The 16,269-nt window shown below is 42.3% G+C and carries 12 protein-coding genes; 4 read left to right on the plus strand and 8 right to left on the minus strand.

What is annotated here, in order from left to right; translation table 11 throughout:
• Positions 1-33: 33 nt before the first annotated feature.
• Complete coding sequence (locus KJS58_RS13970) at positions 34-1,500, plus strand: nicotinate phosphoribosyltransferase (protein WP_213533144.1); 1,467 nt, start codon at positions 34-36, stop codon at positions 1,498-1,500.
• 67 nt (positions 1,501-1,567) lie between these two features.
• Here KJS58_RS13970 and KJS58_RS13975 read toward each other — a convergent pair whose 3' ends face one another.
• Both KJS58_RS13975 and KJS58_RS13980 read right to left on the minus strand, forming a co-directional pair.
• Positions 1,568-1,846, minus strand: coding sequence for a hypothetical protein (locus KJS58_RS13975; protein ID WP_213533146.1), 279 nt, complete (start codon positions 1,844-1,846; stop codon positions 1,568-1,570).
• A 16-nt stretch (positions 1,847-1,862) separates the two neighbouring features.
• Positions 1,863-3,836, minus strand: a complete 1,974-nt coding sequence (locus KJS58_RS13980) for a heparinase II/III family protein (RefSeq protein ID WP_213533148.1) — start codon at positions 3,834-3,836, stop codon at positions 1,863-1,865.
• A gap of 159 nt (positions 3,837-3,995) precedes the next feature.
• Here KJS58_RS13980 and KJS58_RS13985 point away from each other — a divergent pair, with 159 nt between their 5' ends.
• The 3 genes from KJS58_RS13985 (at position 3,996) to KJS58_RS13995 (ending at position 6,017) form a co-directional block, all read left to right on the plus strand.
• The gene (locus tag KJS58_RS13985; protein ID WP_213533150.1) at positions 3,996-4,559 is read left to right on the plus strand and encodes a hypothetical protein; all 564 of its coding nucleotides are present in this window, start codon (positions 3,996-3,998) and stop codon (positions 4,557-4,559) included.
• Positions 4,549-5,166: an immunoglobulin-like domain-containing protein gene (locus KJS58_RS13990; protein WP_213533152.1), complete on the plus strand. Its 618-nt coding sequence runs from the start codon at positions 4,549-4,551 to the stop codon at positions 5,164-5,166. The genes KJS58_RS13985 and KJS58_RS13990 overlap by 11 nt, the downstream gene beginning before the upstream one ends.
• Positions 5,167-5,270: 104 nt before the next feature.
• Positions 5,271-6,017: an alpha/beta hydrolase gene (locus KJS58_RS13995; RefSeq protein ID WP_213533154.1), complete on the plus strand. Its 747-nt coding sequence runs from the start codon at positions 5,271-5,273 to the stop codon at positions 6,015-6,017.
• A gap of 94 nt (positions 6,018-6,111) precedes the next feature.
• On the opposite strand, the gene lacZ is transcribed toward KJS58_RS13995, so the two are convergent.
• The 6 genes from lacZ to KJS58_RS14025 all read right to left on the minus strand — a co-directional run bounded on the left by lacZ (position 6,112) and on the right by KJS58_RS14025 (position 16,155).
• Positions 6,112-9,177, minus strand: coding sequence for a beta-galactosidase, LacZ type (gene lacZ, locus KJS58_RS14000; protein WP_213533156.1), 3,066 nt, complete (start codon positions 9,175-9,177; stop codon positions 6,112-6,114).
• A 139-nt stretch (positions 9,178-9,316) separates the two neighbouring features.
• The gene (locus tag KJS58_RS14005; RefSeq protein WP_213533158.1) at positions 9,317-10,141 is read right to left on the minus strand and encodes a carbohydrate ABC transporter permease; all 825 of its coding nucleotides are present in this window, start codon (positions 10,139-10,141) and stop codon (positions 9,317-9,319) included.
• Positions 10,138-11,010 carry a carbohydrate ABC transporter permease gene (locus tag KJS58_RS14010; RefSeq protein ID WP_191800315.1) on the minus strand — a complete coding sequence of 291 codons (873 nt, stop codon included), beginning with the start codon at positions 11,008-11,010 and terminating at the stop codon, positions 10,138-10,140. Before KJS58_RS14010 ends, KJS58_RS14005 begins: the two co-directional genes overlap by 4 nt.
• 201 nt (positions 11,011-11,211) lie before the next feature.
• A complete protein-coding gene (locus tag KJS58_RS14015; protein WP_213533159.1) occupies positions 11,212-12,513 on the minus strand; it encodes an ABC transporter substrate-binding protein in 1,302 nt (433 codons plus the stop codon).
• Positions 12,514-12,766: 253 nt separating this feature from the next.
• Complete coding sequence (locus KJS58_RS14020; protein WP_249717304.1) at positions 12,767-14,560, minus strand: cache domain-containing sensor histidine kinase; 1,794 nt, start codon at positions 14,558-14,560, stop codon at positions 12,767-12,769.
• Positions 14,561-14,580: 20 nt separating this feature from the next.
• A complete protein-coding gene (locus tag KJS58_RS14025) occupies positions 14,581-16,155 on the minus strand; it encodes a response regulator transcription factor (protein ID WP_213533161.1) in 1,575 nt (524 codons plus the stop codon).
• Between the last annotated feature and the right edge of the window lie 114 nt (positions 16,156-16,269).

Consider the following 16,269-nt stretch of genomic DNA (forward strand, 5'->3'; position numbering starts at 1 on the left):
CCTGACCGTATTTTGTTAGGTTAGGAGGTAATAATGATGAAGAATGATGTGGACGATAGCTTCGCCCTACACACGGACCTGTACCAAATCAATATGGCTGAATCTTATTGGGCAGATAATATTCATACCAAAAAAGCGGTGTTTGATTTATATTTTCGGAAATTGCCATTTGGAAACGGTTATGCAATTTTTGCTGGATTAGAAAGAATTATAGAATATATACAAGCATTTCGTTTTACTGAAATTGACTTGGATTATTTAAAAGAACTTGGATATCAAGAAGACTTTATTGACTTTTTGAGAACAATACGTTTTACAGGAACCATTCGTGCCATGAGAGAAGGAGAGGTTATCTTTGGAAATTCTCCAATCCTCCGTATCGAAGCACCTTTAATAGAAGCACAACTTATGGAGTCGGCCTTATTAAATATTGTGAACTATCAAACACTCATTGCAACCAAAGCATCCCGAATCAAACAAGTTGCGGGTGACCAGCCCATCTCCGAATTAGGTACTAGACGTGCCCATGAATTTGATGCTGCCCTATGGGGTACGAGAGCTGCCTATATTGGCGGGTTCTCTAGTACAAGCAATGTTCGAGCAGGTAAGTTATTTGGTCTGCCTGTCTCAGGAACCCATGCCCATTCCTTTGTCCAAGCATATGGAGATGAATATATCGCTTTCCATAAATACGCTAAACGTCACAAGGATTGCGTATTTCTAGTGGATACGTACGACACGCTAAACTCAGGTGTTCCGACGGCAATAAAAGTGGCAAAAGAATTAGGTAACAAGATCAATTTTGCCGGTATTCGTATAGATAGCGGGGATCTCGGTTACCTCTCCAAAGAGGCAAGGAAATTGTTAGACCAAGCAGGATTTATTGATACGAAAATCTATGCTTCAAATGATCTCGATGAATACACAATCATGAATTTAAAAGCTCAAGGAGCAAAAATTGATGTATGGGGAGTTGGAACGAAAGGTATAACTGCCTTTGACCAACCTGCCTTAGGAGCTGTGTATAAACTAGTCTCCATTGAAGATGAACATGGACAGATGAGAGATACCATCAAAATTTCTGCAAGTCATGAAAAAGTCACCACACCAGGAATAAAAAAGGTGTACCGCATTATTAACAACTATACGAAAAAATCGGAAGGCGATTATATTGCCCTTGCCTATGAACAACCGGAAAAAGAATCCGAACTTCATATGTTCCATCCCGTGCATACGTACATTAGGAAAGAAGTCAAAAATTTCACGGCGATCGATTTGCACGAAGTGATTTTCGAGAATGGCAAACTTGTGTATGAATGTCCAAAGGTTCAAGAAATCCAACTTTTTGCAAAACAACAGCTTGATCTTCTATGGGAAGAATACAAACGTTCCTTATATCCAGCCGAATATCCTGTGAATTTGAGTCAGGCTTGCTGGGACAACAAAATGAAAAACATTGAGGTAGCCAAGAAATTCAACAGAGAATCTGTAATTATATAAGGTATAACCCCGTTTTAAACAGACCTTATCTGATGAGATAAGGTCTGTTTTTTATTACTCTCAAGGATCATTTTCTAGAAGTGGCAAAGCGGTAGATGATGAGAATGAATGTGAGCAGCGAAGTCAGGATCACAAGAATGGCTGATGAATGATATACCTGTTTAAACGACTCTACTGACCAACCATCCTCTGCTATTAAGAAGGACGCAATTGAATTTGATATTCCTATGCCTTCACTGTTAGTAATGAGACTGACAGAATAATTTTGAGCTAAAGCGATATTCGCGACTATAAAAAGGGAGTTAACTACTAGAAGCAGCAAGATAAACAGGTCAACTTTCCGCATTCCATCCCTCCAAATTTCATTTGATTGGTATCTCAATCTCATGACTGCTCTTTGAAGCAATATCATCTATCTCAAACTGAAGCCGGCATTTGGTTTGTTTGCCCTCTTGCTCCTTGTTTACAAGTGAAGTCGTATAAAAAGTGTATGGTTCTCCTTCATGAGTGAAGTGTGCTGTTGCTATACATGATGCTGCCCACAGGGCTGAATCATAGCGGAGGATCAGCCTTGCTCTGCTGCCGTTCCATATCACCGTGTCTTGCTCGAGAATAGGTTCGATTCGGCTAATCAGCCTTTCCTCTATAGACTCTGCTACCCCCTTCCACTCGAACACATCTTCCAGTTGTAATAAAGATCGCTTCTCACCTTCGGGACATTGGAAGAGAACAGAGCGGGTAAAGCAGTGAATGGGAGCTTCACCATAAGCTTTCGTTAGATCAAGTACTACCTGAAGTTCCTTCTCGCTGCTCTTTGTCTTTAGAACCTTTGCCGAATACGAAGGACCTGACTTTTGCATATGTCCACCGATTACAGGCACACTATGACCGCCCGAAGAGATATTAATAATCGACTCTCTGCCTTCTTGAAAATAAGCTTTGGAATACATCCCTGCGCCTAAATCGCAGAGAAGATTTTCCCCACCGCCATGAATAATAAACTGTCCTAGATCATTGTGATTATGTGGTTCCCCATTATGACCACCTTTTAATGCGAAACCACTCGACTGCCCTCTGCTCACCCACCAACTGAGGTTCGGAAATACAGATGTCCTAAGACCAGCTCGCTCAGTACTGTTAGATGAGGCTGCCATGTGGTGTTGATTTTCATTTTCATTTTCGCTCTCATCTTTTTCCATATGTTGGTCTGTATTACTCCATAGGAAGTTACGAATCAGGTGCGCCCATCTTCTCACAGGGTCATCCAGCATACCAGGAATAATAAAAGGAATATCATGAATGCATCCCGTTCGCTCTGCGATTCGGTTCAGAAGTCCTGACGGAAGCACCTCCCGCTCACTGCTATCCGAAAAATTAACATACACTCCATCCGAAAGATGGATAGATGAGGGAAAGCGAGCGATTGACCGCACATGCTCTGTTGCAAGCAGATCTATTTTCCTATGCGAATATTCTCTCAGCATCTCAGCAAAATAGGTATAGTAACCAAATCCGTATACCCAGTAACCGAGTCCTTCGGCACAGCCTCCATCCGCTTCATAGCCGCTCAGAAAAGATTGCATAGACTCCAGCGTCTGCATCATCGCACTTGCCTTCTCTTCCGGATCATTCATTAGAATAAGCGCAGCCATCCCGCTCCCGCCAGCACATACTGCCGACCAGTTATGCTCTGCACTTCGCCAAAAGAAAGGTCTTTTCTCAGTAAAAACCGGGGTAAGCACCCGTCTTCTCACCTCGGTTCGTATGCGCTCAGCAATCCTGACATCCAGTACCTCTTGGTGCATCGCATAGATTTCGGCAAGCGTCTGTGCTGTCTCGGCTGCAAACAAATCTACCTCTTGAGAAGGGTCTCCTTCCCTTGGCAGATGAGCGGTTAAACACCACGTATACTCTCCGCATATATCCCAGATCACATTCTCTAAGGAAGCTAGATATTGTTGGTGCTCTTGCTTCTCTGTGATGACTGCAGTTACCACAGCAAGTGCATTCAACCTCGCTCTCCGTTCAAAATAAACATCCTCATATGCTTTACGCTCTCCCGTATCAGCAAATTGCCTGAAGATCGCAAAAGAAAGTTCCGGAAGTGGTTCATTTAAAGCCTGAGCAGCTTTCCATCTAATCTGCTCCCAGCCCTTAGTGAAATGAGGTTCTTCTTGGGTGCGACTTAATCTTTGTCTCCAATTCGCGATCCCAAAAGCAAAAGCGGCTGAATCTGCCTCTAATTCTTCAACCCTTGCTGACAAAGCTCCTTTTAAATATTGCCGATCCACATAGGGGCTACTTTCTTTATCCTTATCCGTTCTACTCATTTCCATGGGGGACCAAACCACCTTCAAGAAATTTTGTTTACGCTTTCATCTTACCTTAAGGATGGAAGTTGCTGAAGTATTTTTTATCTTTTTTAAGAATAGGGAACGTTATCCAGCTCAACTGCGTCAAAAGATTATAGATGTTGATGAGAGGGAGCGATTGTCATGACGAAACCAAAGGTAATTGTGCTTGTCTTCCTGGCACTTGCCACGATTACCGGGTGTACCTCAAATGAATCTGCCGCAAAAGTCGAACCTAACTCGGCAACGAATATAGAGAAATCTGTATTTATGTGCCTTTCTGCCCCAACATCTGATATAAACAGCCTGGATCGTTTCCATCTTCGATTCGAATTTGGGGTTAATAACGACATCCTGATCGATACAAAAGAACAGATACTTCGCGTAAAGGTGAGCAGCGATATTACTACCCACGTCAGTGATTTTCAGCTAAATGAAAAAGACATGTCTCTCATCTATGAAGAGGCGATCAGTCAAGGCTTGCTGCGAGAGCAAGACAAAGTCGAGGAGTCCGTAACATGTAATAAAAAACCGCATGAGAATTATAAACTAACCCTTTACCATGAGAGCAGTACATTTCACTATGAATGGAATGAATGTGATAAAGATAAGCAGAACCTGACGAATTTGAAGGACGTAATCATGAATACCTTGCAGAAAAATGAGACTTACATACAACTCAAGGAGGATATGCGCTATGCCGAATAATCATAGAATCTTAAAACGTAGAAAACAGCTGCTTTATTTGCTGCTTGTCACCGGGGTAATGCTCCTACTTGTCTCCTGTCAAAAGGACGTATCTACAACGGGTTCCGATATCAACTCTAGTGTATTCCAGCAAGGAAAAGAGTCTTCCACCCCCTCCCTCAAAGATCGAATCGAAGAAGCAGAAGGAGTCAGTCTTGGTGAGCCATCTACACTTACTCGTTCAGAAAGAGAAGATATTAAACTTAATCTCATAGGTTCAGAAATCGTAATGTGCGGTTTGTCGGAGAAAGAATACATCTTGGGCAATGCAGTCTCATTTCGTATAAAAAATAATACAGACATGACGCTCCACTATGGCGAATTTACAGGAGTCGAAGCGGACATCGATGGAGTATGGACAGAAGTGCATGTTGATCTTAACTACAAGGAACCTCTATATGGACTGGAAACGAATAAAAAAGTGGAACTCGATGCTTATATCACAGAGAAATTGCCCGTCGGAAGATATCGTTTGACGAAGGAAGTATCACTTGTTAATACAGAGGACATGAAGAATGAGGAGGAAGTTGTTCTCATCAGCGAACCATTTATGATTAGAAAAGATTAATCCGGATTTTGTCCATGGATGGCCTTATTTATTTTTCTTATGCTAGAGTACAGAGCCATATTACCCGTTCTCTATTGTACTCATATAGATAAGGAGTTTCGTTCATGAGAAATATGTATCAGCAAGAAGTCGTTTTAGATAAACAGATTTCCATCTATCTCCCGCCTTCCTATAATGAGACTGAGAATTCCGTCAGATTTCCTGTCGTTTATCTTCAAGACGGAATAGATCTCGTTAGCCAAGTATTTAATCTACTGAGTCATAAATTTCGAGTAAAGGAACTGCCCGAACTCATTATCGTTGGGGTTGAACCAAACAACCGAATTCATGAATACACCCCTTGGCCCGCCGCTTCTCTTCGTGGAGCAGATCATCCTGGTTTTGGTGGTAAAGGTGCTGAATATGTCGCTTACATCACCGATGTTTTGAAACCGCATATTGATAAAACTTATCGTACGCTGGCAGACCCAGAACACACCGGAATCATCGGCGCCTCTCTCGGCGGCCTAGTTTCTCTCTATGCCGGCTATCTGCGGCCTGATGTATTCGGCAAAATAGGAGCTTTATCGGCTTCCTTCTGGTATGAAGGCATGTTGCCTTTTATAGAGACTAACCCGCTCCCTTTACATCATGGCGGTAAACTGTTCCTATCTGTTGGAAGTCTTGAAGGAGTGTATAAAGAAAATATTCAGCGTCATATGGTCCCATACACCCTAAGAGCCCATGAACGGTTATTGGAGAAAGGGATGACCCCGGAGCAACTGAAATTCGTACTCGTAGAAGGCGGAACTCATGATGATGTCTTCTTTGCGAAACAATTGATAGAAGCACTGCACTGGATGTTTACTTAATTCATCTCAAAAATACAGCAATCAAAAAAAGAGCCTTTCTCTTCTCCCGAGAAAGGCTCTTTTTGCTTATACTAAAACACCGTCACTTAATGAATTAACCCTGATTTCGAATTGTAAATTGGAAGGACAATTCGCCTGATGGATCAATTGTAAATTCGTCTAGTACAGGCGCTCCCCAGCTGTCATCTCCGCCAACACCCATTTGGCAGCCAGCAATCGTGACTACGGTATGATGCACATTTGGCAGTTCATAATGATGAGTTGCTTGTTCCAGTTCAAACGCCGTGTACGGCGATATTACTGCTTCTACTGGCTGCGATGCCGGAGCAGTAATCAGAATTCCTTTTCCGGTGTCATTCGTGATTGCAACCTCACGAACTCCCGTACGATTACCCGATTCCTGCGGAACGAGATAAGCAGATACATTATCTTCAGCACGGTTTTTGAAACGTGTAAGTCTTGCTCCCTCCGCACGGTCTGCATAGTTCTCCTCTGGTCCTTTTGCATACCAATCCAGGTTCGCATAATCTGCTGGCACTTTAAAGGACAAGGCGAAGATCGGGAACTTCGGTAATCCAGACACCCCTTTATACGAGGAATCAACCTGAATACTTCCGTCTGTAAATACGGTATAGGCCACCTTCACCCTTACATCCTCATGAACACTCAGCTTATAGGTATACGTGATCGTTGCTTGTCCTTCTGATTCTGCTAGTTCCCAGCTTAGTGTTCGGCGAGTAAGACTTGCTGCATACCAAGCGGAAGAATCAAAATGGAACCCTGCTCCTTTATCGTTATCCGTCATCGCTCTCCAGAAGAGCGGAGCTGGCGGTGCCGAGATCATCTCACGACCTCCGTAGTTCACCGAGATGAGCGTTCCGGCCTGTTTAGAGAACATGATCGAGAAGTCACGGCCGTGTACGCCGATATTCACATCCCCTTCGACCACGCGGAAATCATTTGATAGCGCGGAGCCTTTTGCAGAAATATCTCCTTTAGCTTCTTCCACAAGGAACACATGCTGTCCAAAGCACACTTCATACCCTGCTTCAGCCCATAAGGTTTCTTCCTTGAGCACGAGGGAGCAATCTACGCTATACTCGCCAGGCTGACCACTCACCTCTGGCAAAGTATACGCAATCTCCTTCTCTTCTCCCGCAGCTACATGAACATCCATTCTTCCTGTGAACAACTGCTTTCCTTCTTTGTTCAGCGTGTATACGAGTTCATAAGCATCCGTACTGACAAAAAGATTCTCATTTCGAATGGTAACTCCCGTAAGGCTTGGCGTAAGCTTCACATTCTGATACACGAATTTCACTTCCTGCATCTTTGGAGACCAACGGCGGTCTGCATATACAATCCCGTTACCGGAGAAGTTGTAATCCGTAGAACGATCGTCAAAGTCACCGCCGTAGGCCATAAATTCCTTGCCATAACGATCTTTTTTAATTAAAACCTGATCCATGTAGTCCCAGATAAAACCACCTTGATACATTGGATACTTCTGTTCAAGTTCCGTGTATTTATGGATACCGCCTAACGAGTTCCCCATCGCGTGCATATATTCACAGCTGATATACGGTTTACCTGGATTGTCATTTAGATACTCTTCAATATCTGCTACCTTCGCATACATCCGGCTCTCCATGTCACTCGTTCTGTCATAATTCCGGTCGTAGAATACTCCTTCATAATGTACGAGACGAGTGCTGTCTTTCTCCCGGAAATAATCGGATACATTCAGGATGACGTCCCCAGCATAGGATTCATTACCACAAGACCATATGAGGATGGAAGGATGGTTTTTATCCCGCTCTACCATCGAAATCGCACGATCCATTACAATATCCTGCCATTCCATGTTGTTTCCAGGCACGTTCCATGATGGCTCAACTGCGCCCATCTTCTGCCATGATCCATGGGTTTCCAGATTCATTTCATCAATGACATATACACCATACTCATCACAAAGTTCATACCAGAGCGTCTGGTTCGGGTAGTGGGAGGTACGAACCGCGTTCATATTCCCCTGCTTGATTGCTTTGATATCCCATAGCATATCTTCTTTTGTTATATTCCGTCCTTGACGAACATTGAATTCATGTCGGTTTACCCCTTTGAAGACAATACGTTTCCCGTTTAGATGCATCACTTTGTCTATCATCTCAAATTTACGGAAGCCTACTTTTTGAGGTACCACTTCGACAAGTTCTCCTGCCTCATTGTATAAAGAAATATAAAGAGTATATAAGTACGGTGCTTCTGCGCTCCATAGATTTACATTTCCGGCTGCCAGACGAACCGAGAGATTGTCTTCGGGAGATACTACAGTCTGCTCCGCAATCACTTTATTTTCCGCATCTTTTAGTACAAGTTCCACTTTTGATGCTGACTTGCCTGTCAGTTGCAGATCCGTAAGAAGTGTACCTGCTTCATACTTCTCATCCAGATCTGTCTTTACAAATAAATCTTGAACATGCACTTCTGGAATGGTGTACAGATATACTTCCCGGAAGATCCCTGAGAAGCGCCAGAAGTCTTGATCCTCCAGCCAGCTGCCTGTGCTGCGTTGATACACCTCAACAGCCAGCTTGTTCTCTCCGTCCGTTATATAGGGAGTAAGATCAAACTCACTTGGCGTAAAGCTGTCTTCACTGTAACCGACAAACTCTCCATTCAGCCATACATAGAAAGCCGATTCAACACCTTGAAAAGAAACATAGAGCGGACGGCCTTCCCATCCTTCAGGTACGTCAAAATATTTTACATAGCTGCCAACCGGATTATGGTCTTCTGAAACCATAGGCGGCCTAAGGTTCTCATGTCCATCCCATGGATACATCGTATTTACATACTGCGGGTTTCCGTACCCTTGCAACTGAATATGTCCAGGAACTTCAATCTGAGCCCAGCCCCGGCAAGATACTTCTTTCTTATAAAAGTCCGCTTGGCGTGCTGCCGGCGAAGCAGCATAACTAAATTTCCAGCTTCCGTTCAGACTATGTCGAAGCGGCATCTCTCCACGCTGCTGCGCCTCTTCGGCTGTAGCATAATACTTATGATCGGAATGCGCAGGCACTCTGCCTACAGCGAATACGCTTACATCAGACAACCATGTTGTGCTCGGATTTACTTTTTGCTCCATTACTTGTTTCATCATACATCCTCCATTTCTATATGGGAAAGGACTGCCTGACATCAGTCTTTACTTGCTCTCAACTGATGCCAAGACAGCCTTTCCTATCAAGCTTGAATCCATTTCATAATGCATGCAACAGATTCGATACCTATTTAAATTACTTAACGGACCCTGTCATTCCTGCTACGAAGTGTTTTTGCATGACAAAGAATACAAGTGCAGTTGGCAGCGTAGTAATGACAATCGCAGACATAATCATTCCGTAATCCGGTGCATATCCTGAACCAAGGTTAGAAATCAAGAGCGGCACTGTCATATTCTCAGGCGACTGCAAGACGATGAGCGGCCACAGATAGTTGTTCCAGCTGCTAAGGAATGTAATGATGGCAGCTGCTGCATACGTCGATTTCATTGTCGGCATGTAAATCTTAAAGAAGAGTCCAATTTCAGTCAGACCATCCATCCGCCCTGCTTCCAGTAAATCTTTAGGGAACATCTTGGAGCTTTGACGGAAGAAAAAGATCAAGAATGCGGTAGTAAATGTTGGTAAAATAACTGCCGATGCAGTGTCGATCCCAAGGAACGGAATGACACTCGATACTTTTGCAAACATTTGATACAGCGGCACCATAATAGCTGCAAAAGGAATCATCATGGATGCCAGCAAAATGTTGAACACAATATCTTTCGCACGGCTGCGATAAATCTCGAATCCGTAACCTGCTGCAGATGCAACGAGCAAAGAAAGAATCGTTGTCACAATCGATATTTTGGCTGAGTTCCAAAGTGCCTGCCACATATCTACACTGTTAAATAGGTTCCTTACATTATCGAAAAGATGTGATCCCGGAAGAAGTCTTCCCTTTGTAACGTCTACTGACATATTCGTTGAACTTGTGATCATCCACAAGAATGGAAAGATCGAAATCAGGGTAGCAAGGATAAGAAATGCATACGTAAAAAATTTCTTCGGTTTACTCATTTTTTATCGCCCCCAATTTTGTTCTGAATGAGTGTCAGGATGATGACCATCACTACGATCGAGTAAGAAACAGTTGCTGCATATCCAAAGTCTGGTGTGTACTCAAATGATAAGTTATAAATATACTGTGAAATCGACATGGTTGAGTTACCTGGTCCGCCTTTCGTGATGTTTACAACTTCATCAAATAACTGCAGGGTACCAATCGTCGATGTAATCGTCGTAAATAAGATCATCGGTTTTAGAAGAGGAATCGTAATTTTAAAGAATTGAGTAAACGCATTTGCGCCGTCAATACGAGCTGCTTCATATACGGATTTGTCGATATTTTGCAAAGAAGAAAGATAGAAAATCATGTTATAACCTGTAAAACGCCAAGTAATCGCAATAATAATGGTTACTTTTGCCCAGAACGGATCAGAAATCCATTGAATCGGTTCTGATATAAGATGGAAATTCATGAGCATCTTGTTCACAATACCGTCTCCGCCAAACATGTATTTAAATACAACGGAGTATGCTACAAGGGAAGTAACGGTAGGTAAGAAAATGGCGGTTCTAAAGAACCCTTTAAATTTCAAGTTATCATCATTAAGTAGAACGGCAATAAAGATCGCAAGGACCAGCATGACAGGAACTTGTATGATGAGATAAATAAACGTATTTTTTACTGCAGTAATAAAGTTGCTGTCCTGGAACAAGCGAATATAGTTATCGAATCCAACAAAATCAAGATTCATCCCCCGGCCTGATTTAAAGGAAAGGATCAGCGCCTGAATCATTGGATAAAAATAGAACAAACTGATTGCAAGAACCGGTACGAGAATAAATAACCAGCCTGTTATATTGATACGTCTCTGACTGCCCATGCCTTTAGGACTTCCGGTACTCGCCGCGGTCTTCGCAGTTTTCACACCACTCCACACCCTTCTCAACTGTTTTCTAAAGTATGTTTTTTTGTTTCTCTCTCTTTTTTCTTCATAAAAAGGACCCTTGCCCTTTCCCTCCATCCATAGAGGTTTTCTCTAAAGGAGAAGCAGAAGGAACAAGGGCCCGTATTCATTCATGAATTAACGAATTTGAGTGTCTGCTTGAGACTGCGCATCCTTAAGTACGGAATCAATATCTTTGCCGCCTAGATAGTTTTGCATTGCAACAACCAAGATATCCTCGACTGCGTACGTATTTAGACCATAATTCACGTTAGGAATTTGTTCTGTCCAAGCAGCGAAGTCAGATACCACTTTTTGTCCTTGGAAATACTCATCTTCTGCTTTATAAGCTTCACCCTCGGAAGCCGCTTTGAACGTACCGATTACACCCACTTCTGTATTCAATGTTTGATACAGATCTACGTTGGTACCGAAAGTTGCAGCCAAGAATTCTGCCGCTGCTTCTTTACCGTCTACGTTCATTACATACCAAGAGCTGCCGCCAAGGTTTGAAGCATTCACAGCACCTTCTACACCAGGCAGTTTCGGCGTTGGAACTACTGCCCATTTTCCGGACTGAGAAGCCTCTGCTTTGATCGATGGAGTAATCCAGTTACCTGAAGGAGTAGATGCAACATCACCGCCGTTAAGAGCCCCAACCCCTTGACTCCAGTCAGAAACGACTTTGACGATACCCGAGTCCATCAACTTTTTGTAGGTTTCAAATGCTACTTTCATTGCTTCGTTATTCGCAATGTTTGGCGTTTCACCATCTTCGGTGGTATACCAAGAACCCGCAGATTGAACCATCATACGAATGATTCCGAGGTCATTCGGATCTTGTGTCAGCATCAATTTTCCTGTTTTTTCTTTAATGTCTTTACCGATTTCAATATACTTATCCCAATCAATATCTTGCAGGTCGTCAAGCGTGTACCCTGCTTCCTCCAAGTAGTCTGTTCTGATATACAATCCAGTAGCTCCAGAATCAAAAGGAACTCCATATTGTTTGCCATCTACGCTAGTAGGTCCCACTTTATAATCCGCAAAATTGGCTACATCAATGACATCTGTCAGTTCAAAGAAAGAATCCGGATACGATTGTAGGAAACTTTGTGCCCGGTAATCCTCAATCAGCACAATGTTCGGAAGACCTTTTGTAGATCCAGAGTTAAGGCCTGTGTTCAGCTTCTGCACGATATCTGCTTGTGCGTTCTCTACAACATTAATCTTAAGATCAGGATTTGTTTCCGCATAAGCCTCTTTCGCTTTATTCATTGCTGCAATGTTAAACGCTGGGTCCCATGCCCAGACTGTAATCTCTTTCGTATCTGCACTAGATCCTTCACTAGATTCTCCACCTGAACCCGTAGAACAAGCAGATAGAACGACCGCACTAGCTAACAGGACTGAAAGTACTTTTGGTAATTTGTTTCTCAATGAAATAACCCCCTCAAGGCTGTAATAAATATGGATTTAAAATAAAATAAGATGGAAGCGTTTACTTTCTATGCTTCCATCTTATCATTCATGTATGCGGTTTCTTTAGAACTATCTTTGTTAGCTTTGGTGCTTTTCTTAGTTACCTTGTTCAATTCACCGCTATACTCATGTACTATATTTAGGTTTTGGTTCTTTATTTAGATTAATCCTATATTTTTGAATTTGATTCAACTTTTTTATCCTTTATTGTTCAACTGCTTTTCTCGTCTTGCTCCTCCTGTTTTTGTAGAGGTATCGTGATTTTGATCCGAGTACCCTCACCAATTACACTGCTAATATCAACTCCATAGCTGTCTCCATACATGAATCTGAGCCTATGATCCACATTCTGTATCCCGATACCCGAGAATAACTTTCGATTCCTCTTTGTCTTCGGTAATGTTTTTCCTTCCGCCGTTTCAGCTGAATCTATGTCCATCCCATCTCCGTTGTCATTTACTTCACAGACCAAATGATCATCCTGAACCGAAATCATAATCAGAATCGTTCCCTCTTCTTTATGGTTGAAAGCATGAAAAAACGCATTTTCAATAAACGGCTGCAAAATAAGTTTAGGAATTTGGTAGTCCATACTCTCTGGTTCTATGAAATAATTGACTCGAATTCTATCGCCATATCTTACATGATTGATAAACACATAATTCTTTAGTGTATCCAGCTCTTGGCGGACGGTAACGGCACTCTGTACGTTGCTGACGGTATTTTGCAGCAAGGTAATTAAGGCATTGATCGTTTCGGCAGCTTTTTCTTTGTTTCCTTGTTGTACGAGAAACTTAACAGAAGCCAGTGTATTATATAGAAAATGAGGATTAATCTGCATTTGGAGCGCGGCAAGTTCGGCTTTCCGCTGCTCTTTCTGAGTCTCTACCAATCGATCTACATACACATTTAATTCGTCGAGTACATAGTTGAACGCATTGCCCAGCTCCTCCACCTCATATCCGCTTTTGGATACATCAACGCGCTGATTAAATCCACTCGTTGGAATCTGTGACATATGACGGACAAGTCCTCTCATGGACTTCGTCATTTTTCTTGTAATGAGATAGACAACAATTAGTGACAGTAGAACAACGGACATGATCATGAGTGTAATTGTTTTTACATTGACCATATTCCCCATCGCTGTTTCTCGGTCTAAAAGGTTCACCAGATAAAAATCAAATTCCGGTAAATACTCTGATAATACCGTCATCTCGCTTCCCTCAAAAGAAAGGCTTGTACTGCCGAGTCCACTCTTCTCTTGTGTATCTACAGCGTGCAACAGAGAAGGAACATGCTTACCGATCAGCTCACTTCGATTACTGGAGATAATCTGTCCCTGTGAACTCATCAGCAGCACATCATTGCCTTCACTTGTGAAATTCTCATAAAAAGACTGGAAATCCTGGTCACGAAACGTGATATACAGTGTTCCATAAATATTCCCAGTATACTGTTCATATAAAGCTTTTGAGGCAACCAGCACAGGTTTTTGTTCTGTACCCGGCTGATCTCGATCATAATAAAGCTGATACAGAATCTCCCGCGGATTTGCTTTTGTCTGTTTTGTTATCTCATGATTGTTTAATTCATCTACCGTAACCGACCAGTACCAAGGATCTGTTGTATAACTTCGCCCGTTGGCTCCAACGAGTGTCACACCTACATCATAAGCACTTAGGTTCGTTATAATCGTCTTAATCCGCTGCGTCATTGCATAGGTCTGCATGGATAACGACACGGAATCCGTCTCACTGCTCGACAGGTATTTACGGACTCCTCCGCTTTGCGCAATTAAGGTAGCACTCGTTGCAACCGCATTATTGTATGCTTCAAGATCTGATTTAACCTGTCCCAGTAACTTTTCATTCGTAATACTGAAGGTCTTGAGGAATAAATTCTCAGACATGCGAATCGTAATCGCTACAGATAACAACGAGACCGTAATAATACTGATTAAGGTGACTAAAAACAACTTCACAAACAGACTTCTTTTGTTCAAATTTGCAAGCTCCCCCATCATCATATGTTCTGGTTCTCCTGCACCTGTTCTTTTCGATACTGACTTGGTGATACCCCGGTCATCTTTTTAAAAACTTTTGTAAAATAACTCTGATCAGAGTAACCTACACGGTCACTAATTTCAGAGATTGTCTCTTCTGTTGCTACCAGCATTTCTTTTGCTTTCTCAACTCGCACCTTGTTTACATATTCACTGAAACCTTCATTATTGTTGGCAGAGAAATAACTCGATAAATAAGATGCGTTAAAATGAAACTTCTTCGCCACTTCCGTTAGGGTAATTGGCTCGGCATAATGCTCCTGTATATAGTTTAGCAGACGATAAAAACTTGGATTCGTTGAAGTGTCCGTCTCTCTCGTAATGCTCTCCGCTTCTTGGATAAATTCCTCGATGAACTGAATCGCATCACGTGCGTACACGGCCTGATCAATTTGTCTGAAATAATCATATTTTCTCTTTTCGAGTGGCTCGGTTTCAAATTTCAGCTTACTTAGTGTGTTGGTAACATTAAATATAAAATTACCAAGCAGAGATTTGAATTCAAATATATCTGTCTCATAATCTAAAGATTTCGCATGGATATGTTCAAGGAAAAATGAAAAGGATTTTTGGAATTGTTTACGTTTTAATCCTTCAATCAGTTCCGCCATATCTATCGCTGACGTCCTAGCCGGTAAGGCAGGTAAATGGTCTGCTTCAAGAACCGGATACGTCGGTAAATAAAACGAGTAACGTTTCAATCTCTCATATTGTTTACTGTAGACGTTGCCCAATTGGCAAAAATCTTCAAATCGATTACTAATAATAAAATGCAGCCTCTCTGCTTGCTCACGCTGCTGAGGAATACGGGAAAGATTCTGTATCAGTTGCTCTATACGTTCGGACCAGGGATCATTCGCATTGAGTAAATAGAGCAGCGTGCCTGGAACAGATTCTAGCTTCATATACTCTGCTTGCCCTGATCGTAAATGATGAAGACACTGACTCACACTTTTTTCGATCTGACTCTTCTCTAATTTATCTTTTACGGGATTCAAATCTGCACCCAGTAGAAGAAACTTAGGATAAGGAAACCGGCGGCGGATGATTTCGGTTGTTATCTCTGCCTCATAACCGGAAATCATCTTATCGATTGCTTGCGCGATCTGTGTCTCTTCCGATCGTTCTTCTTTTACCGGTATGCCAAGTCCTTCTATTTTGGCTGCTGTTTTGTGTAAAATAGAGAGCAGATATTCCGCCTCGAGTTTAGGTTTTAATATATAGTCAGCGACTCCGTTCTGAAACGTAGAACGCACATAATCGAATTCGCTGAAGCTGCTCAGCACGATAACCTCGATAGCAGGATAGCGCTCTTTTACCAACCTTACCAACTTCTCGCCATCCATAATAGGCATCACGATATCTGTAATCACAATGTGAGGTTGTAACTCTTCTACCAATTCTAGCGCTTCCAAACCATTAGAAGCTTCCCCAACAATATAATAGCCAGCTTGTTCCCAGTCCAGAAGATGTTTGATCCCCTGTCTAACCAGCATCTCGTCATCGACGATAAGAACTTTGCACAATGATCTCATCCCTTGACCCCCTCTGAACTCCGATTCTCTTCTTTCTTTTACTATACACTTTCGTCGAAAATTAATAAATGCGTTTTATATTTACCATATTCAACCAATTTAAATCTGTAAAAT

It is taken from the genome of Paenibacillus sp. J45TS6 (assembly GCF_018403285.1).
In the GTDB taxonomy this organism is placed as follows: Bacteria; Bacillota; Bacilli; order Paenibacillales; family Paenibacillaceae; genus Paenibacillus.